Raw genomic sequence first — 19,420 nt, 5'->3', positions numbered from 1 at the left:
ATGCCCGCCGCGTGATTGTTGCATTGTCTATCTGCGACTACATTTGCATCCGCATGATTTCCTGATAGGCTTCTATGACTTTGTTGCGTACCTGTGAGGTTAATGAGAGGCTGAGTTCAGCTTGCGCAGCTGCGATCACGACTTTATTCTCATCTACTTCTCCGATCAAAAATTGATCGTTTACTTTATGTACGTTCTGTTCTTGAGCCGCGACTCCATCTAAAGCATTCTTAAGAAACGCAGCGAAATTTTCCGTTGCTTCCGCAGGCGTTGCCTTTGTTTGAACCGGATTAATGTTGGGTAATAACCCAACAGGCGTTATCATCGAATTCGAAATCAAGTTAACTCCCCCGCTTTCATCAAGTGATTATTTTACCTTCTGCAAGAATTAGCGGCCGATCTCAAGAGCTTTCATAAACATCGATTTCCTTGAATTAAGAGCTGTTACGCTTGCTTCATAAGAACGGGATGCAGCCAGTAAATCAACTTGTTCTTTCAGCATGTCGACATTAGGCATATAAACCATTCCATTAGCATCGGCATCGGGATGCGACGGATTGTATACTTGCTTAAACGGCGTTGAATCTTCTTGTATGGATGTAACCTGCACCCCTTGTGCAGACGAACCATTCATCTTTTCATTCAACAAATCTCTGAATTTAGGCTGAGCGGCCTCCATAACGACCATCTTTCGCCTGTAAGGAACGAATTGACCGTTCACGTAGCCGGCGCGGGTTGTTTCCGCATTGGCGATGTTGGCCGATATAACGTCCATCCTGAGCCGTTGGGCCGTCAACGCAGAAGCGCTGATATCAAATCCGCCAAGCTTCATCCGTTAACTTCTCCCTTCGATTGCTATTCTCATCATTTTCACATCATGATTAACTTGCTGGGCGAGAAGGTTGTACCGAAGTTGATTTTCTGCCAGCAAGGACATTTCCTTGTCGATGTCCACGTTGTTGCGATCATTGTTAATGGATGTAGATTCATCCGTGACCACTTTCGGCGATGGAGATGGATAAGACGTATTGATCGGAATATGACGGGCATTGGTCATCCTGCCGGCAAGTACGGGGATCCCTTGCGCGCCGATCGCTTGTGTCAACAATTCCTCGAAAGCGACATCAGACCTCTTGTAATAGGGGGTATCTACGTTCGCGATATTATTGGCCAATACGCGTTCTCTCATAGTAGCGGCATTAATTGCACTTTCCAAGCGCTGAAACGCTGCGCCGCCTAATACGTTCATTACTGTCGCCCCTCTTCGCTGTTTCATGAGAATTTCATAATCTTCATTCCACTTTATTCCACGTAATTATCTCATATTCCTGCTTTTTTCGACATCACTTTCTTAACTTTCAGCAAAAAATCTACATAAGATGACAAATTAAAATTTTCTTAGATTATCATCTACGACACAGGGTCTTGTGACAATAAGAAAAAAGCCCTAATCTTTTTGTCAAAGATAGGGCTTTTCGAAGTGATCCAGGAAGGAAAATTAGTTTTTTCGATGCTCGAGTTCTTGAAGCAACTGGGAATTCAGAATGCGAATATAGGTCCCTTTCATCCCAAGAGAACGCGTTTCAATAACGCCGGCACTTTCTAATTTACGAAGGGCATTAACGATGACCGATCTAGTTATACCTGCGCGATCCGCTATTTTGGAAGCGACCAAAAGCCCTTCTTTCCCTTCCAGTTCCTCGAATATTTGTTCGACTGCTTCCATTTCGCTGAACGAGAGCGAGTTAACGGCAACGGACACAATCGCTTTGCTTCTTGCTTCCGTTTCTCTTTCCTCGACTCTTTCTCTCAGAATTTCCATGCCTATGATCGTAGATCCGTATTCGGCTAAAATCAGATCATTGTCTCCAAAAGAGTCATTTTCTCTGGATAGGACTAAAGTACCGAGTCGATCGCCGCCTCCGATAATCGGAACGATTGTTACGATCCCATTATCGAAAGCATGTTCAATCGGAGACAATATATCCTCATCTGACGATACGTTGGCAGCCGTTTCCGATATACGCAATAAGCGCTCGTTCGTTTCCACGGGAAACCGCAGTTCATCTGAATCGTCTTGACGGAGCCACATTTCAGAGAACCCGGAAGCATGCGCAGAGCCTAGTACTTTGCCCCTTCTGCTCAGGACAAAAACATTACCTTGCATCGTTTCCCGCAGTCCTTCCGCCATCTCGCGGAAGTTCAGCGGTTTGCCCGCCGCTTTCTGCAACAATTTATTAAGCGTTCGGGTTTTCGTCAACAACGTCATGATTTCTGTTTCCTCCTAATACGACAAACAAGTAAAACGGCTTCTCCGTCCTTAGGACGGAGATATACGTTTGTATCGAGCGATTAGATGAGTATAAGAACATTGAAACTTATACTTTCTAATCGTACAAGTAAACCAGCTTCGCAGTTATAAAATATATTGACTCAAATCTTTGTTACTTGCAATGGTAGCCAACTTCTCTCGCACATATTCCGGTGTAATCGTCATTTCTTCCAACTGTAATTCCGGCGCTTCAAAGGACAAATCCTCCAACAGCTTTTCCAAAAGCGTATGAAGCCTGCGGGCGCCTATATTCTCGGTATTATGATTGACTTCTTGCGCCATGCGCGCAATTTCCGAGATTGCCGTACCGGTGAAGGTTACGTTGATGCCTTCCGTTTGCAGCAGCGCGGTATATTGTTTAGTCAGCGCATTTTCCGGTTCGGTCAAGATCCGCACGAAATCTTCGTCCGTTAAGCTGCTGAGCTCGACCCGAATCGGAAATCGTCCTTGAAGCTCAGGGATTAAATCGGATGGCTTGGCGACGTGGAAAGCGCCTGCGGCGACGAAAAGGACGTAATCGGTTCTGACCGGGCCGTATTTGGTCATAATAGTCGAACCTTCAACGATGGGCAGTATGTCTCTCTGCACTCCCTCGCGAGAGACGTCAGGCCCTTGTCCGCGGCCTTGGCTGGCTATTTTGTCAATCTCGTCGATGAAGATGATGCCGGATTGCTCCGCGCGCCGCACGGATTCGGAGATAACGTCATCCATATCGATCAACTTGTTCGCTTCTTCCACGATGAGCACTTTACGAGCTTCTTTAACGGTAAGCCGCCGTTTTTTGCGGCGTTTCGGCAGAAACTGCCCGAGCATTTCCTGCATATTGCCCATCTGCTCTTGCCCGGGTCCTCCGAGCATATCCATCATGTTAGGCGAATTATCTTCAACTTCGATTTCGATGTTCTCGTTCTCTAATTGGCCTGCATCAAGCTTAGCTTTCGTATCGCGTCTTTTGTCCTGCAGGCCAGGATCAACGGGTTCCGGCTCGTCGCTTGGCGTGCTTAATCCTCCGAACAACATTTCAAGCGGATTTTTCTGGGATTTAGGCTTTTCGGGAGCAGGCACCAATAGAGCCGCCAGACGCTCGTTAGCCGCTACTTCGGCTTTGTCCTTCACTTTCTCTGTCCGCTCATCCTTGACCATCCTTATGGCCGTCTCGACTAAATCCCGAACCATCGATTCGACGTCTCTTCCGACATAACCGACTTCGGTAAACTTCGTCGCTTCGACTTTGATAAAAGGGGCATGAACCAGCTTCGCAAGCCGGCGGGCGATTTCCGTCTTTCCGACGCCCGTCGGTCCGATCATTAGGATGTTCTTAGGCACGATCTCATCGCGCAATTCTTCCGGCAGGCGGCTGCGGCGATACCGATTGCGCAATGCGACGGCAACCGAACGCTTGGCTGACTTCTGACCGACGATGTATTTATCAAGCTCCGCCACGACTTGGCGGGGAGTAAGCGTATCGTTCATGAAATCCTCTCCTCAATCGATAAGTTCAAATTTCTTCGACGACCAGATTATTGTTCGTGAACACGCAAATTTCAGCGGCTGTCTCGAGCGACGCTCGAGCGATCTCCTTCGCTTCCATGGTCGGAGCGAAGCGCTTTAAGGCACGGGCTGCCGCAAGAGCGAAACTTCCGCCCGAACCGATAGCAAGAATGCCGTCATCGGGCTCGATGACTTCGCCGTTGCCGGACAATAGCAGCATCCCCGTCGCATCCACGACGATCATCATCGCTTCCAAACGGCGCAATACCCGATCGGAGCGCCAATCTTTAGCCAATTCAACCGCAGCGCGCTGCAAATTGCCATGATGTTCCTCCAGCTTGCCTTCGAACTTCTCGAACAAAGTGATCGCATCCGCAACCGAACCCGCAAAACCCGCGATGACTTGGCCGCGATAGAGCCGGCGGACTTTTTTGGCCGTGTTCTTCATGACCATGCTGTTCCCGAAAGTTACCTGACCGTCGCCCGCGATGGCGCCCTTGCCATTATGGCGAACCGCGCAAATCGTCGTTGCGTGAAAGCTCATATCCATCGGTTAACCCTCCCTGCTTTTACTTGTAGAGCCGCAAAAGCAGCGGCTATGTGAATAACGCTGCCGCTGCTCCAAGAGCTATACCAAAGTACCTTGCTGAATTTCCGATATTAGCGCTTCGATGCCTTCCAAAGCCCTTGCCGCAATGGCTTCGTTTTTTTCCTTCTTGCTGCGGACTCTGTGTCCGAGCGGCGGAAAAAGACCGAAGTTCGCATTCATCGGCTGAAAGTGTTTGAAATCGGCCGTCGTAATATATTGCGCCATGCTTCCAAGAGTGGTGTGCGGCGGTACCTCTAAAGGCTCCAACCCCTTGGCCAGGCGTCCCGCGTTTAATCCCGCGATTAATCCGGATGCAGCCGACTCCACGTAACCTTCCACTCCGGTCATTTGACCGGCGAAAAATAACGTCTCTCTCCCGCGGAACTGATACGTGGGGTGCAACAGCTTCGGTGAGTTTATGAAAGTATTTCGGTGCATGACTCCAAAACGTACAAACTCCGCATTCTCGAGCCCGGGAATTAAAGAAAATACCCTTTTCTGCTCGCCCCACTTCAAGTGGGTTTGAAAGCCGACCAGGTTATACAGCGTACCGGCCGCATTGTCTTGACGAAGCTGGATAACCGCATGCGATTGCGCGCCAGTCCGCGGATCGACTAAACCTACGGGTTTCATCGGCCCGAACAGCACCGTCTGCTTACCGCGCTTGGCCATAACCTCGATGGGCATGCAGCCTTCAAAGTACATTTCCTTCTCGAAGTCTTTGACCTCGGCTGTCTCCGCCGTAGTCAACGCCTCATAGAAAACATCGAATTCCGCTTCCGTCATCGGACAATTCAGATAGGCCGCTTCACCCTTATCATAACGGGAAGCCAAGAACACCTTATCCAAATCGATGGAATCCTTCTCAACGATAGGCGCAGCCGCATCGAAGAAATAAAAGTACTCCTCGCCCATTAGCTCTTTAATGCTATTGGACAGCTCTGGAGAGGTCAGCGGGCCTGTTGCGATAATAACAATGCCATCTTGCGGAATTTCCGTAACTTCATCATTCACTACCGTAATCAGAGGGTGTTCCCGAAGTCGTCTTGTGACTTCTCCCGAAAATCCGTCACGGTCTACCGCGAGCGCTCCTCCGGCGGGAACGGCATGCAAATCCGCGCAGGACAATATGAGAGAATCCAATCTTCTCATTTCTTCCTTGAGCACGCCGACCGCATTGGTCAAACCATTCGCTCTGAGGCTGTTGCTGCACACTAGCTCCGCAAACCCGTCCGTATGATGGGCAGGCGTGCGCTTAACGGGGCGCATTTCATATAAAGTGACGGGGACGCCCTGTTTGGCGATCTGCCATGCGGCTTCGCTGCCGGCTAAACCTGCGCCGATTACCGTCACGGATTGGGCATTATTCAAAGCGGTGACCCTCCTTGCCTTTCGCTACCGTTTATTCTGCAATATCTTCCGTATCCTCGACATTCTCGGTGTGGGTGCACACCGTGCAATGATACTGAACTTCGCCTTTAACGCGCTTTTCTATCATCATCCCGCCACAGCTAGGACAAGGCTTCGGAACCGGCTTATCCCATGACACATAATCGCAGCTAGGATAAAGATTGCATCCGTAGAACATCCGGCCTTTCTTGCTGCGACGCTCGACGATTTGCCCTTCGGCGCATTTCGGGCAATGGACGCCCGTGTCTTTAATGATAGGCTTCGTGTTGCGGCAATTCGGAAATCCGGAGCAGGCAAGAAATTTTCCGAAACGGCCCATTTTGTAAACCATCGGGCTTTCGCATTTTTCGCAGATTTCATCGGACGGTTCGTCTTTGATTTCGATTTCCTTCATTTCGTCCTCGGCGAAATTAAGCCTTACCTCGAACGATTTGTAGAAATCGCCAATGACGTTAACCCAATCTTGAGTTCCTTCCTCCACATGGTCTAAATCGCCTTCCATGTTAGCGGTGAACTCCGCATCGAGAATTTCCGGAAAAAACTCCTCCATGAGCTGGATGACAAGTTCCCCAAGCTCCGTCGGAATAAATTTCTTCTCTTCCATCGCGACGTAATTTCTTTTCTGAATCGTCTCCAACGTTGGCGCGTAAGTACTTGGACGGCCAATTCCGAGCTCCTCGAGCGTCTTGACCAGCCTAGCTTCCGTAAATCGCGGAGGCGGCTGGGTAAAATGCTGCTTCGGATCGATTTGCTTGGATTTGACGTTATCGCCTGTCGCGAGCGCCGGGAGCAGCTTATCTTCATCCGTCGTACCATCATCGTTGCCTTCAACGTACACCTTCATGAAACCGGCAAATTTCAGCTTGGAGCCGTTCGCGCGGAAGGTTACCGGCCCGTTGCCTAAATCGACGGTCATCGTATCGAGTACGGCGGACGACATCTGACTGGCCACGAAACGCTCCCAGATTAGCTTATACAAGCGAAGCTGGTCTTTAGATGTGAATGCTTTCACGGAATCCGGATCGCGAAGAACGGACGTCGGGCGAATGGCTTCATGCGCATCCTGTGCGTTGGCGTTTTTCTTCGTGTAAATACGCGGCGTCTCCGGCATGAATTTATCGCCGTATTTACCGATAATATACTCGCGAGCTTCCTCTTGTGCGACAGGAGAAATCCGGGGTGAATCGGTACGCATATAGGTGATGAGACCGACGGTTCCTTCTTTGCCAAGATCTACGCCTTCATAGAGCTGTTGAGCGATTTGCATCGTCTTGGAAGCACGGAAATTGAGCTTGCGCGCGGCTTCCTGCTGCAAGGAGCTCGTAATGAACGGAGGAGACGGATTACGCAAACGTTCCTTCTCTTTGACGTCGCCTACGACAAAAGATTCATTTCCCATAAGGGCAAGCACTTCTTTAACGTCGGCTTCGCTCGTCAGCTCTTTTTTCTCCCCGTTCAGGGAATGGAACTTCGCTTCAAACGACGCGCTCCCTTTCATCAAATGCGCGGTAATGCTCCAATATTCTTCCGGGACGAAATCGTTGATTTCATTCTCGCGATCATAGATCAGCTTTACGGCTACCGATTGTACCCGACCGGCGCTTAACCCTTTTTTAACTTTTTTCCATAACAACGGGCTAATCTTGTAACCGACTAGTCGATCCAGCACCCTTCTCGCTTGCTGGGCGTTGACCAAGTCCATATCGATCGGACGAGGATTCTTGAATGCATCCTTGACCGCTTGTTTCGTGATTTCATTAAAAACAACGCGGCAATCTTCCTTCTCGTCTATTTCCAAATAATGCGCCAGATGCCAGGCTATCGCTTCGCCCTCCCTGTCGGGGTCGGCCGCGAGATATACTCTTTTCACCTTTTTGCTGGCGTCTCTCAGTTCCTTAAGAATGCTGCCTTTTCCGCGAATCGTAATGTATTTCGGTTGGAAGTCATTTTCGACCTCTACCCCGATTTGGCTCTTCGGTAAATCGCGTATGTGGCCCATGGACGCTTTGACGATAAATTTGCTTCCTAAATATTTTCCGATCGTCTTGGCCTTAGCCGGCGACTCTACGATTACGAGTGAATCCGCCACGTCCATTCCTCCTCTCCTACGGTCGACAAGTCCTCGCGTTTATGTGCTTATGTCTTCATTAGAGGACAGTATATACAGAACCGGGTTGTTGATGAATCCGTCTTTTTATTAGTAAAGATAGCAGAACGGAGTGTAAATGTCCAAATGTCATCCCGGATCGTATCGTCAGCTCGTCTATCGAAAAGGGTTGATCGAGTAAAAAATTGTAAATCAACGCCTCGTCTGAGGTGAGGTTAGAGGTTGGCATACTTGTTTGTTTCGATGCCTCTTCGGCCTCTGGATTCCCAGGTTTTGTTGGAAGAATATAAGAATAAGCCCGGAACACATCCGTCTCGTCAAGCACCGGAATCGCGCCTTTCCTTAAATACTCGAGCGCCCCAATACTCCGGGGAGACGTAATTTGTCCGGGTACGACAAATACGTCCCTATTGTAGCCAATCGCCAAATCCGCCGTAATAAGAGCCCCGCTCTCCTTGGCGGCTTCCACGACAATAACGCCGTAGGAGAGACCGGCTATAATTCGATTGCGGAGCGGAAACAATCCGGGTCGAAGGATCGTATCCGGCGGGATTTCCGATACGATTAACCCTTGCTCGACTAAGTCGTGATACAACGCCTTATTCTCGGGAGGGTATATATGGTCAACCCCGCCCGCTAACACCGCGATCGTCCCGTAAGGCGCGCGTAAAGCGCCCGAATGGGCCGCCGCGTCAATCCCCCTCGCCAACCCGCTTACGACCGTCATACGCTGCGCACAACCGGCTGCAATGTCTTCCGTCACCTTGCGTCCGTAACCCGTAGCCAAACGAGTGCCGACGATCGCGATAGCCGGATTCCGAACAAGCTCCCAATTCCCTCTATAATAGAGCACCCAAGGCGGATCGGAAATCTGAAAGAGCATTTCAGGATAATCATGGTCTAAGTAAGTTACCAACCGCATTCCTCTTTCTTCGTGCTTGCGCAGACGCCGCTCTACGGCCTCCGGGCGCATATTAGCGACGATAGAAGCGGCTTGTTTGGCATGCAGCCCCATATCCCTCCAATCCCCCGCCAGAAAATCGAAAGCAAATCGTAACGCCCCCTTCCCTTTCGACAGCCCATAAAGAAGAATATTCGCAATAGACAGCTTGCCTACTCCGTCCGTCTCATGAAGAGCGATCAACGCCTCTCTTGTTATACCCGTAAATAACGCTTCCGATTTGGTTACGCTCCTGACCTGTTCCCGTTTCTCTTCCATCAATGGGATTCGCTCCTTAGAGGGTTAATAACGCAAAACAGCCTCCCACTCCCTCGGACGAGGGGGCGGAAGGCTGCTTGCCTTGCCGAAAATCACGCATACGTAAATATCGCGAGCGGATTTCTATATGTGCTTACTGTAACATTAACCTTTGCATTTTTCCAGCAGTCCTTTTTCCTCAAGCACGGCGACAAGAGTCGCGCCCATGTCGGATGGCGTCGGAGCAACGCGGATGCCGCTTGCTTCGAGTACCGAAATTTTCTCGGCAGCCGTACCTTTGCCGCCGGAAATGATCGCCCCGGCATGTCCCATGCGTTTACCCGCAGGAGCAGTAGCGCCGCCGATGAAGCCGACGACAGGTTTCGTCATGTTCGCCTTCACCCATTCAGCCGCTTCTTCTTCCGCCGTGCCGCCGATTTCGCCGATCATGATAACGGCATACGTATCCGGATCTTCGTTAAACAGCTTAAGGATGTCAATGAACTCGGATCCTTTAACCGGGTCCCCGCCGATACCTACGGCAGAAGATTGGCCAATGCCGCTTGAAGTCAGTTGATGAACCGCTTCGTACGTCAAAGTTCCGGAACGCGAAACGACGCCTACATGGCCTTTTTTGTGGATATAACCCGGCATAATGCCGATTTTAATTTCTCCCGGCGTAATAACGCCCGGGCAGTTCGGTCCGATCAGACGGGTTTTCTTGCCTTCCATGAAACGCATGACCTTAACCATGTCGAGTACCGGAATTCCTTCCGTGATACAGATGACAAGTTCAAGCTCGGCATCTACCGCTTCCATGATCGCGTCAGCCGCGAACGGAGGAGCTACATAGATAACAGATGCCGTAGCCCCGGTCGCTTTAACCGCTTCGCGTACCGTGTTGAATACCGGCAAAGAAACCGTAGTTCCATTTTCCAAGTTAAAATCAACGTTCGTGCCGCCTTTACCCGGCGTAACGCCGCCGACCATCTGCGTACCATAATCCAATGCACCCTTGGCGTGGAAATTTCCCGTTGCGCCCGTGATGCCTTGGGTGATCACCTTGGTGTTTTTATCGATCAAAATACTCATGATTTTACACTCCCCGGTAGGTTCTCCCTAGTCATTTCACGAGCGACACGATTTTCTTCGCGCCGTCGGACATCGAATCGGCAGCCACGATGTTCAGGCCGGATCCGTTCAAGATTTCTTTACCCAATGCAACGTTCGTGCCTTCAAGGCGGACAACGAGCGGACGATCAAGACCTAGTTCGCGGGCAGCTGCCACAATACCTTCCGCAATGATATCGCACTTCATGATTCCGCCGAAAATGTTAACGAAAATCCCTTTGACGTTCGGATCCGACAAAATGATCTTGAACGCTTCGGTTACTTTCTCTTTGGTAGCGCCGCCGCCAACGTCAAGGAAGTTAGCCGGAGACCCGCCGAAATATTTAATGATGTCCATCGTCGCCATCGCAAGACCTGCGCCGTTAACCATACAGCCGATGTTGCCGTCGAGCGCGATATAAGACAGATCGAATTTGGAAGCTTGTATTTCTTTAGCGTCTTCTTCGTCCAGATCGCGAAGCTCGACGATATCCTTGTGACGGAACAAAGCGTTGGAATCGAAGTTCAGCTTGGCATCAAGCGCGATTACGTCGCCCGAACCGGTTACGACAAGCGGATTGATCTCCGCGATAGAACAGTCTTTATCTTCGAAAGCTTTGTACAAAGCAAGCATGAACTTGATCGCTTTGTTGATCAGATCGCCAGGGATCTTGATGTCGTAAGCGAGTTGGCGAGCTTGGAAAGCTTGCAAGCCAACGGCGGGATCTACGACGACTTTAATGATTTTCTCGGGGGAATGAGCGGCGACTTCCTCGATATCCATGCCGCCTTCTTCGGAACCCATCATAACGACGCGACCCGTACCGCGATCAACGACGACGCCGATATAATATTCTTTCTTGATGTCGCAGCCCTCTTCGATCAGCAGGCGCTTGATTTCTTTGCCTTCCGGACCGGTTTGGTGCGTGACCAATACTTTGCCGAGCAATTCCTTCGCGTAATTCGCGACATCGTCCAAGTTTTTGGCGATTTTGACTCCGCCCGCTTTACCGCGGCCGCCCGCATGGATCTGAGCTTTAACGACGGTAATCGCGCTGCCTAGCTCTTTCGCGGCGCTTACGGCTTCTTCTACCGTAAAAGCCACTTTACCGCGCGGTACGACGACGCCGTACTGCTTCAAGACTTCCTTGCCTTGATACTCATGAATATTCATGACCTTGGCATCCTCCCGTTGTGCACGTAATATCTAGTGCGACTAATTATAGCGACAATTGCATCGCGCGCAGTCGTCACATTGTGAATCTATGTAACAAAACCTTCATCATTGTATCACTATTTGTTTAACCGTTCCTCACTTTTTCATCAATTTTTTAGTCTAATTTGGCAATGGTTTCATCTCAATCTGATATGGAAATACGGCAAACACATATAGCATCTGCATTTTAATTAAAAATCATGCTGAGAAACCAATAAAAAGCTGCCCTTATTCAACATCCGTTAGCGGAATGACGAATGACAGTATTGTGCCCTCCCCCTCCTTGCTATGGATGGACAGGCCATTCCCGTACATTTGCGTCAGTCTCCGATGCGTGTTTGACAGCCCAATTCCTTCTTTGCCCTTTCTCGCTTGACCTAGGACTTGCTGGACCTTCTCTTGTTTCATGCCCTTGCCGTCATCCGTAACTTCAATTAACGCGAAAAGCTCCTGACGGCGTATCCGAATTCGGACCGTACCGCCCTTAACCCGGCTAAGAACGCCATGTCTGACCGCATTTTCTACCAGCGGCTGGATCGTAAGCGGCGGAAGGAGCACCCCGAGCATATTCGGGTCAACCTCCCAGACGACGGACAGTCTGTCCTCGAATCGTTCTTTCTCGATATACAGATAGGCGCGTACAAGATCCAGTTCATGGGAAAGCGCAACGAGTCTCCCTGCGTTCAGAAAATCGAAGCTGATCCGCAAATATGATGTAAAGGCATCGCCGAGTTTGCGCATTCTCCCCAAATCCAAGTCGCTTAGCGCCATGATCGAATTCAGCGTGTTGAACAGAAAATGGGGGTGGATTTGCGCTTGCAGGTAAGCGGCCTCCATGCGCATCCGTTCATTAACGGATTGCCTTAAGGTGGTTAGCGACCAGATGCGGTATTTCAGTTCCAGCGCGTCAATCGGTTTAGTGACGTAATCATTAGCTCCAGATATAAACCCGGCATAAGTATCCGCCGGCTCGCTTCGCGCGGTCAACAATAAAATCGGAAGCTCCGAAACGGAAAAGCGCTCCCTTACTCTTTGCGTCAGTTCGTAACCGGACATATGCGGCATCATCACATCGACAATCAACAAATCCCATTGCTCCGTACCGAGCAATTCCAGAGCCTCGCGAGCCGAAGTGACCGATTTGACGATATACGGATCCGCCTCCAGGATATCAACGAGGACCTTTAGATTAACCGGATCGTCATCGACCGCGAGGATATTCGCCCTTCCGTCCCCGAAAGGCGGTAAAGCAAGCTGCGGTGAGGGCCATGCGTTGTCTGCTGCATCCGCGAGCATCCGTGAAGCCGCGGCTTCCTCTTTACCTTCAAACCGTTGGTAAGGAAAATCCTGCAAGACCGGGAGTATAGGCGAATCGGTCAACGGAAGAAAGAGGGTGAAAATGGACCCTTTGCCTGCTTCGGAGCGAACCGTTATTTGGCCGCCATGCAGTTCTACCAACTGCTTGCAAATGCTTAGGCCTAGACCGATTCCGCCGCCGTCGCTCATTCCGTGAGGCCCTTGCTCGTAGGGGGTAAAAACGCGTTCCTGCGTTTCCTTATCCATACCGGCTCCAGTGTCGGATACATGAATAAGGAGTGCCTGTCCGTTCTCGATCTCCGCAGTGACGGTAATGTTCCCTTCATCGGTGTATTTGAGCGCATTATGAAGCAAATTAAACAAAATTTGGACGAGCCGCTTTTCATCCGCCATAACGGGCGTCATCGATTCCTCCATGTCCTTTATCAGCATGACGGGCTTGCCCTCGGCCATAAACTTCAACATGTCGAACACACCGGTAACGACCGATGGAATAGATACCGGCTTCTTCTGCAGCACTATGCGCTGCTCCTTAAGCCGCACGACGTCAAGCAGATCGTTTAACGTATGCGACATCCGCCGGCTAATCGTGATGAGAAGTTCCATGTCCTCGGAGCTTTTAACGTCCATTGCGTGTTTTTCTTTGGCGGCGATGTTCTGAGCGATATTCATTATGCCATGCAGCGGCGTTCTCAGCTCATGCGATGTATTGGCGAGAAACTGATCCTTCAACTTGTCCGACCTTCTCAATTGCTCGTTCAGCATGGCGTTTTCCTCGGAATTACGAAAGTAGCGTTTAAACCAGTATGCCGAAAATCCGACAATAGCCGCGATCACGTCAATCGGATAGTAGATACGGCTTATATTCTGGTATGAACTTATACTTCCCCAGAAGACACTGGATAAGATGCTCGTAGCGGCCAGCAACAGAAAGATAGTATCGCGCTGCTTGCGGGCCACCATTTTTGCGATAAGATAAATACTCCATGCCAAAGGGAATAAATAAAGTAAAGAGAATGCTCTAATTTCCATGGAATAATAAATGAGCGGCGCCGTTGCTGCAAGCACAAAACCCGAATAGAGAACGAGTACGGCGGTATACGTGCGAAACAATTTGACGCCTACCACGTGCTCGGAGAAGGTTCTGGTTAACAGCAACATAAAAAAAGAAAGCCATTCATACGAAAGCAGCCTGATTTTCAGATCCAAGGTATAGCCGAAAGAGAACCATTGCAGCAGCAAGTTATCGTTGGACGACACAACGGAAAGACTGGCGGTTAGGAGCAGCAGGAAGAAGATAAGGAACGCCTTTTGCCGCAGGTTGAACAAATACAAGATGCAAGCATAAAGACCGTGCATCATCAGTATGAAGAAAGTCACAAGTTGAAAATTGATGGAATTCCCGCGTTCGGCATCGACAGCCGCCTCCGACCCGAAGCGAATGGGTTTGACAATTCCGCCATTGAAGGGATCGGCGAAATTCGCCGTGCGCACAAGCAGTTCGATTTCCTTCGCGCCGTCCGCCTTATAAGATGCCACGTAGGAAGCCTTCCTCGGCTTATACGCTTCCTCTCGCTCTGCCGGCATGCCGGATACCGCAGCCGTTTCTCCGTTGATTTCCACAATGGACGATGCCTGAATTTCCTGAATCCAGAATTGGTAGGACTGATTCTCCCTTGGGTCAATCAGGATGCGCAGCCTGTACGTCCCGTAACCGAAAGACGAGTCCGAGTCTTTCGACATACCGCTGCGCCAATCTCCCGGAACATGTACATAATGCCGGTTGTCATTGGATTGTCGCATGATGTCTTCATGTGAGATGAATGCTGCGGGGTAAAACTCCCATTCACCTTTTAGCGAAATGGAAGGGGATTTCTCGAAATTCCACCCGCGCAAATCGAGTACGCCTTGAATTGCACGGGGATGCTCAGGCGTAGCAAAAACCTCGGCCCAAAGCCACCGCATGCCGAGAAGAAAAGAAAGAAACAGGATCACCATCATCATGTGTTTCAGGGCAGTTTTGTTTTTTGTCGATTTCATAATCCGTTAGATTCGACACAAATTCCGCGATATCCTTTTTCAAACAAAAATGTATTTCCAGAAGCGTATTATTGACAGTTATCGCCGATCGGGGTAGACTTTGCTCAAATGGAATATTCGGAAAGGAAGCACCTTCCCGTCTGTAGATCAACAGCGGAGGAAGGTGTTTTTTCGTGTATGTCAAAATCATGAGCGCAAGCGTGCTTGGCGTAGAGGGCCGTTTAATTGAAGTAGAGGTGAATATTTGCTCCGGATTACCGCAGGTTTCCGTCGTTGGTTTGCCGGATTCGGCGGTTCGGGAGTCTGTTGAGAGAGTACGTGCGGCTATCCAGAACGGCGGCATGAAATTTCCGATGGATCGGATCACGATCAATCTCGCCCCCGCGGATCTTCGCAAGGAAGGCAGCGCATTCGACTTGGCGATAGCTGCAGGCATACTGTGCGCGAGCGGCCAAGTCGATGAGAGGCTGCTGGATGATACGATGTTCATCGGAGAGTTATCTTTGAACGGAACGGTTAGAACCGTCCCCGGCGTGCTGCCCATGACCGAATTGGCAAGAAATACGGGTATCCGGCGTGTCATCGTACCGCAAGATGCCGTCACTGAAGCCTCGCTCATTTCCGGTATCGAGGTATTCGGAATTTCTTCTTTGGAAGAATGGATCAACGGATTTATTGACGATAGGGATACCTCTTTCAATAGCGCCTCGCGTACTAAGTTTCTAGCTAACGATTTACAAGCAGTTCAGTCCCGCTGGGGATCCGGCGAACAGGAAAGCGAAATCGACTTATCCGACGTTATTGGACAAGAACAAGGTAAGCGAGCACTTCTCATCGCGGCTAGCGGCATGCATAATCTATTGTTCATTGGTCCTCCCGGGACGGGTAAAACCATGCTTTGTCGCCGTCTACCCACTTTGATGCCGCCGTTGGACGACAAGGAAGCGTTATCCGTAACGAAAATTTTTAGCGTCTGCGGGAAGTTGGACAATGGCCATTCAGGACTCATTCGTCGCCGTACCTTCCGCGCTCCGCACCATTCCATCTCGACTGCAGGTTTGATCGGAGGGGGATCGATGCCCAAGCCGGGCGAGGTCACGCTTGCCCACCACGGCATATTGTTTCTTGATGAAATGCCTGAATTTTCCAGGACGAGCCTAGAAGCATTGCGCCAACCGCTCGAAGATCGGGAGGTAACGATCGGACGCGCTCTCGGCGTTTGTCGTTTTCCGGCCCGCTTCATGCTGGCGGCATCGATGAACCCCTGTCCGTGTGGTTATTATGGCGGGGGCGTGGACGATCGTCCTTGCACGTGCACTCCTACAGGGATAGCAAGATATCGCGCACGAATGTCGGGTCCGCTAGCCGATCGGCTAGATTTGCAGGTAGAGCTCCCTCGTCAAGCTGTACGGCAAGGGACAAATGTGGGGATGACCTCCGCGCAAGCTAGGGAGATCGTTATGGATGCCGTCCGCAGACAGAAAACCCGCTATGCTAAACACGGATTTCAATGGAACAGCCAGCTGCAAGGTCCGCTGCTTAAGAAATATGCGAAACTCTCTTCTGATGCGGAGATGATGCTTCAACAGGTATACGATCAGCTAGGCCTTAGTTTTCGCGCGCATGACCGGATTCTTAAAATGTCTCGGACGATAGCCGATCTAGCGGGCAAGGAAACGATCAGGTTGGAGGATGTGGCGGAGGCGATTAGTTACCGGTGTTTGGATAAGGCAGCGGAATAAGCGCGACGGCAAAAGAAAAAGCAAGGAAACTAGTCGTTTCCTTGCCCGCCGTAGTCGATTAGTTCTAGCAGTGCCGCCGGAATTTGGAATTCCTGATCGCGGATAATGATCCGCTTCGTGCCGTCTTCCGCGTATTCTTCGTTGTTTTCCTTTATTTCCGAAATTTCTTTGTGCAGCCGTTCCATTTGCTGATCCAGTGCGGCGGCCGAATCGGCCGCCTCCTTCAACTCCTGCAACAGTCTCGCAGGTACGGACGCATTGTATTTGTAGAAAATTTTGTGCTCCAAACTCGCCCAGAAATCCATCGCGATCGTCCGGATCTGCACTTCCACGCAAACATTTTCGTGCCGATCGGACATGTACACCGGCAATTCAACGAGCAAATGAAGGCTTTGATAGCCGTTCGGCTTCGGTTGCTTGATGTAATCCTTCGTCTCGATGATCGTAAGGTCGCTCTGGCTTTGCAGCATCTCGCTAATGCGATAAATATCCGATACGAAAGAGCATGTGATTCGCAAACCGGCGATATCTTTAATATTGCTCTTAATGCTAGGAAAAGAAAGCTCGCATTGCTTACGGTACATTTTGTTCAATATACTTTCCGGTGTCTTCAAGCGGGATTTCGTATGCTCGATCGGATTGTAATCGTGCAGAAAATGAAACTCTTCCTTCAGAATTTCGATTTTCGTCTCCAAGGAGTCCAGCGCGAATTTGTACATCATCATGAACCGGGTGATTTCGTCCTTGAATCTTTTGAAATTTTCCAGTTGCAGCGTTTGATTAGTCAGAATCGTTCACCCTTCGTGAGTAACTTATTTACCTAGCAATATACGGGTATACGGCGAATCGATCGGCAGCATGATGACCGGCTCGTTCTGCAGCGTCGTCACGTAGCTTTGCAGCGTCCGATAGAAACTGTAAAATTCGGGGTCTTTGCCATATGCCTGATTATATATTTTCGCCGCTTCTTGTTCTCCTTGCGCGATGATCTTCTTGGCGTCCGCCTCGGCTTGGGCAAGCAGCTCGGTTGCCGTACGGTCGGCTTTGGATGTGATTTTACGAGACTCTTCGTCACCCTCGGATAAATAACGCGCGGCGATCGACTGACGATCGGAGATCATCCGATTATAAACGCTTTGCTTGTTTCCCGGGGGCAGATCCGTGCGTTTAATGCGAACGTCAACGATCTCGATCCCGTAATTATCGCGTACGAATGCAGCGGCTACATCCTTCGTAATATCATCGTTGATGTTCCCTCGCTCGGTATTCTCGCTTATGATATTATCATAATTGATCTCGGAAAGCTTGCGGCGGACGGTGTTGTATACCGCTTCGTCAATCCTTTGTATGCCGACGCTTACCGTCTGGGCCGTTCTCAAAAAGCTCTGCGGATTCTTGATTCTCCAAACCGTATAATTATCGACGATTATCGGTTTCTTATCCTTGGTCAGAATCTGCGTAGGATTGCTTTCATAAGTCATTTGATATTTCGGCAATTTCGATACGCTCTCGATAAAAGGTATTTTGAAGTACAGGCCGGGGCTTTCTTCAACTCTTACCGCTTCGCCAAACTTAAGGACGACCTTATATTCTCCTTCTTTAACGATAAACAGGGATGTCGCTCCGACGATAATGACGACAACGAATAACACGAGGCCGAGAATTAATTTTTTGGTCATTTCGTTGCCCCTCCTTGCGTGGATCCTGCGTTGCCTGAAGCGGATCCGGCTCCGGAAGAAGCTCCGGTATTGCGCAGAAGCTCATTGATCGGCAAATATTTGACGGTATCGCCGCTGGAGTCCGAGATGAAAATTTTGGCTTTCGGCAATATTTTCTCCAATGTTTCCACGATTAAGCGACTTTGCGTGACTCCCGGATTTTTAGCATATTCCGCGAAGATGGCGTTAAACTGTGCGACATCCCCTTCCGCGTTCAGAATACGGGATTTTTTGACGCCTTCGGCATTCTCGAGCAATGCTTGGGCTTCTCCGCGGGCTTTCGGTATTTTGTCGTTCTCGTATTTGGCGGCGTTGTTGATCTTCGTGTTTTTCTCCTCCCGCGCATTCGTAACTTCGCGGAAAGCTTCCTCCACCTGACCGCTCGGCGGCTCGATATCTTGAAACTTGATGTCGATGATCTGCATGCCCGTATGGTATTTGCCCTGAAGCTCAAGCAGCCTCTCGCGAACTTTATCCTGAATTTCGGTTTTTCCGTCCGTGATCGCGTAATCGAGTTTCTCCGAACCGATGACGGAACGAATAGAAGAACTAGCTGCGTTACGCAAAAATTGCTCCGGATTATCGATGTTGTATAAGTACTCTTGGATATTGCTTATTTTCCACTGGACGACGGCATCCGCGGATACGATGTTCTCGTCTCCCGTTATCATCATCGCTTCTTCGTCGACCGGTGTAACGACATCTCCGTCTTGACGATAACCGATATAAATACGCTGAGTGAGCTCCGCCGGCACGACGATGACCTGCTGGATCGGGTACGGCCACTTGAAATGCAGTCCTGCGGTTGTCTCCCCCGTATACTTGCCGAACGTTAGAATAGCCGCCCTTTCTTGCTCCTGAACGGTGTAAAACGAAGAATACGCAATAATAACGATAAATAAAGCGGCAATGCCGAAACCGATCTTCTTAAATAAACCTGGCGGTAAATCCATTGGATTTTGTCGTTTTGTTTCGTTATTGACCAGTTCCATTCCGACTTATGCCTCCCTTGAATACGTAAAAGTCATATCCGACTTCCTAAGGGGTTGTTACGCAACGGGAGGCGCTTGCGTTTCATAAATTGTCCATTGATCGCTGCGGTTCGGACCAGAAAATAAAAAGCCCGCCACGTAAATGGAGGCTCGGTCAT

16 protein-coding genes are annotated in these 19,420 nt (G+C 49.9%); 1 reads left to right on the top strand and 15 read right to left on the bottom strand.

The annotated features are described in order from the left end of the window. Nucleotides 1-37 precede the first annotated feature (37 nt). From fliE to K7P76_RS16135, 12 genes are all read right to left on the bottom strand, one after another. On the bottom strand, nucleotides 38-325 hold the full coding sequence (fliE, locus tag K7P76_RS16190) for a flagellar hook-basal body complex protein FliE (RefSeq protein WP_232186529.1): 288 nt from the start codon (nucleotides 323-325) through the stop codon (nucleotides 38-40). Between the two features lie 63 nt (nucleotides 326-388). After that, entirely contained in the window at nucleotides 389-832 is a 444-nt protein-coding gene (gene flgC, locus K7P76_RS16185; RefSeq protein WP_232186347.1) for a flagellar basal body rod protein FlgC, read from the bottom strand. Nucleotides 833-835: 3 nt separating this feature from the next. Next, a complete protein-coding gene (gene flgB, locus K7P76_RS16180) occupies nucleotides 836-1,249 on the bottom strand; it encodes a flagellar basal body rod protein FlgB (RefSeq protein ID WP_232186346.1) in 414 nt (137 codons plus the stop codon). Between the two features lie 249 nt (nucleotides 1,250-1,498). Continuing rightward, nucleotides 1,499-2,269 carry a GTP-sensing pleiotropic transcriptional regulator CodY gene (gene codY / locus K7P76_RS16175; RefSeq protein WP_232186345.1) on the bottom strand — a complete coding sequence of 257 codons (771 nt, stop codon included), beginning with the start codon at nucleotides 2,267-2,269 and terminating at the stop codon, nucleotides 1,499-1,501. A gap of 147 nt (nucleotides 2,270-2,416) precedes the next feature. After that, on the bottom strand, nucleotides 2,417-3,805 hold the full coding sequence (hslU, locus tag K7P76_RS16170) for an ATP-dependent protease ATPase subunit HslU (protein ID WP_232186344.1): 1,389 nt from the start codon (nucleotides 3,803-3,805) through the stop codon (nucleotides 2,417-2,419). Nucleotides 3,806-3,830: 25 nt separating this feature from the next. After that, nucleotides 3,831-4,373: an ATP-dependent protease subunit HslV gene (gene hslV / locus K7P76_RS16165; protein WP_232186343.1), complete on the bottom strand. Its 543-nt coding sequence runs from the start codon at nucleotides 4,371-4,373 to the stop codon at nucleotides 3,831-3,833. A 78-nt stretch (nucleotides 4,374-4,451) separates the two neighbouring features. Then, nucleotides 4,452-5,783, bottom strand: coding sequence for an FADH(2)-oxidizing methylenetetrahydrofolate--tRNA-(uracil(54)-C(5))-methyltransferase TrmFO (gene trmFO / locus K7P76_RS16160; protein WP_232186342.1), 1,332 nt, complete (start codon nucleotides 5,781-5,783; stop codon nucleotides 4,452-4,454). Nucleotides 5,784-5,814: 31 nt separating this feature from the next. Beyond that, on the bottom strand, nucleotides 5,815-7,911 hold the full coding sequence (gene topA / locus K7P76_RS16155; protein WP_232186341.1) for a type I DNA topoisomerase: 2,097 nt from the start codon (nucleotides 7,909-7,911) through the stop codon (nucleotides 5,815-5,817). 58 nt (nucleotides 7,912-7,969) lie between these two features. Then, nucleotides 7,970-9,148, bottom strand: a complete 1,179-nt coding sequence (gene dprA / locus K7P76_RS16150) for a DNA-processing protein DprA (RefSeq protein WP_232186528.1) — start codon at nucleotides 9,146-9,148, stop codon at nucleotides 7,970-7,972. A gap of 144 nt (nucleotides 9,149-9,292) precedes the next feature. Then, nucleotides 9,293-10,219, bottom strand: coding sequence for a succinate--CoA ligase subunit alpha (sucD, locus tag K7P76_RS16145; RefSeq protein WP_232186340.1), 927 nt, complete (start codon nucleotides 10,217-10,219; stop codon nucleotides 9,293-9,295). 31 nt (nucleotides 10,220-10,250) lie between these two features. After that, nucleotides 10,251-11,411 carry an ADP-forming succinate--CoA ligase subunit beta gene (sucC, locus tag K7P76_RS16140; RefSeq protein WP_232186339.1) on the bottom strand — a complete coding sequence of 387 codons (1,161 nt, stop codon included), beginning with the start codon at nucleotides 11,409-11,411 and terminating at the stop codon, nucleotides 10,251-10,253. Nucleotides 11,412-11,681: 270 nt separating this feature from the next. Beyond that, on the bottom strand, nucleotides 11,682-14,810 hold the full coding sequence (locus tag K7P76_RS16135; RefSeq protein ID WP_232186338.1) for a hybrid sensor histidine kinase/response regulator: 3,129 nt from the start codon (nucleotides 14,808-14,810) through the stop codon (nucleotides 11,682-11,684). 173 nt (nucleotides 14,811-14,983) lie between these two features. Here K7P76_RS16135 and K7P76_RS16130 point away from each other — a divergent pair, with 173 nt between their 5' ends. After that, on the top strand, nucleotides 14,984-16,552 hold the full coding sequence (locus tag K7P76_RS16130; protein WP_232186337.1) for a YifB family Mg chelatase-like AAA ATPase: 1,569 nt from the start codon (nucleotides 14,984-14,986) through the stop codon (nucleotides 16,550-16,552). 29 nt (nucleotides 16,553-16,581) lie between these two features. Here the strand turns inward: K7P76_RS16130 and K7P76_RS16125 are convergent, their stop codons facing one another. The 3 genes from K7P76_RS16125 to hflK all read right to left on the bottom strand — a co-directional run bounded on the left by K7P76_RS16125 (nucleotide 16,582) and on the right by hflK (nucleotide 19,262). Further along, on the bottom strand, nucleotides 16,582-17,277 hold the full coding sequence (locus K7P76_RS16125; protein WP_232186336.1) for a GTP pyrophosphokinase: 696 nt from the start codon (nucleotides 17,275-17,277) through the stop codon (nucleotides 16,582-16,584). A gap of 87 nt (nucleotides 17,278-17,364) precedes the next feature. Then, the gene (gene hflC / locus K7P76_RS16120) at nucleotides 17,365-18,231 is read right to left on the bottom strand and encodes a protease modulator HflC (RefSeq protein ID WP_232186335.1); all 867 of its coding nucleotides are present in this window, start codon (nucleotides 18,229-18,231) and stop codon (nucleotides 17,365-17,367) included. Then, on the bottom strand, nucleotides 18,228-19,262 hold the full coding sequence (gene hflK, locus K7P76_RS16115; protein WP_232186334.1) for an FtsH protease activity modulator HflK: 1,035 nt from the start codon (nucleotides 19,260-19,262) through the stop codon (nucleotides 18,228-18,230). The genes hflC and hflK overlap by 4 nt, the downstream gene beginning before the upstream one ends. Nucleotides 19,263-19,420: the final 158 nt, after the last annotated feature.

It is taken from the genome of Cohnella silvisoli, assembly GCF_021190915.1.
Classification (GTDB): Bacteria; Bacillota; Bacilli; order Paenibacillales; family Paenibacillaceae; genus Cohnella; species Cohnella silvisoli.
Note: the sequence above shows the minus strand (reverse complement) of the source record. Positions and strands in the feature narration are given on the sequence as shown.

Coding starts and splice junctions, on each gene's coding strand:
- fliE (WP_232186529.1), bottom strand. CDS start 325: ATGATAACGCCTGTTGGGTTATTACCCAACATTAATCCGGTTCAAACA.
- flgC (WP_232186347.1), bottom strand. CDS start 832: ATGAAGCTTGGCGGATTTGATATCAGCGCTTCTGCGTTGACGGCCCAA.
- flgB (WP_232186346.1), bottom strand. CDS start 1,249: ATGAACGTATTAGGCGGCGCAGCGTTTCAGCGCTTGGAAAGTGCAATT.
- codY (WP_232186345.1), bottom strand. CDS start 2,269: ATGACGTTGTTGACGAAAACCCGAACGCTTAATAAATTGTTGCAGAAA.
- hslU (WP_232186344.1), bottom strand. CDS start 3,805: ATGAACGATACGCTTACTCCCCGCCAAGTCGTGGCGGAGCTTGATAAA.
- hslV (WP_232186343.1), bottom strand. CDS start 4,373: ATGGATATGAGCTTTCACGCAACGACGATTTGCGCGGTTCGCCATAAT.
- dprA (WP_232186528.1), bottom strand. CDS start 9,148: ATGGAAGAGAAACGGGAACAGGTCAGGAGCGTAACCAAATCGGAAGCG.
- sucD (WP_232186340.1), bottom strand. CDS start 10,219: ATGAGTATTTTGATCGATAAAAACACCAAGGTGATCACCCAAGGCATC.
- sucC (WP_232186339.1), bottom strand. CDS start 11,411: ATGAATATTCATGAGTATCAAGGCAAGGAAGTCTTGAAGCAGTACGGC.
- K7P76_RS16135 (WP_232186338.1), bottom strand. CDS start 14,810: ATGAAATCGACAAAAAACAAAACTGCCCTGAAACACATGATGATGGTG.
- K7P76_RS16125 (WP_232186336.1), bottom strand. CDS start 17,277: ATGATGATGTACAAATTCGCGCTGGACTCCTTGGAGACGAAAATCGAA.
- hflC (WP_232186335.1), bottom strand. CDS start 18,231: ATGACCAAAAAATTAATTCTCGGCCTCGTGTTATTCGTTGTCGTCATT.
- hflK (WP_232186334.1), bottom strand. CDS start 19,262: ATGGAACTGGTCAATAACGAAACAAAACGACAAAATCCAATGGATTTA.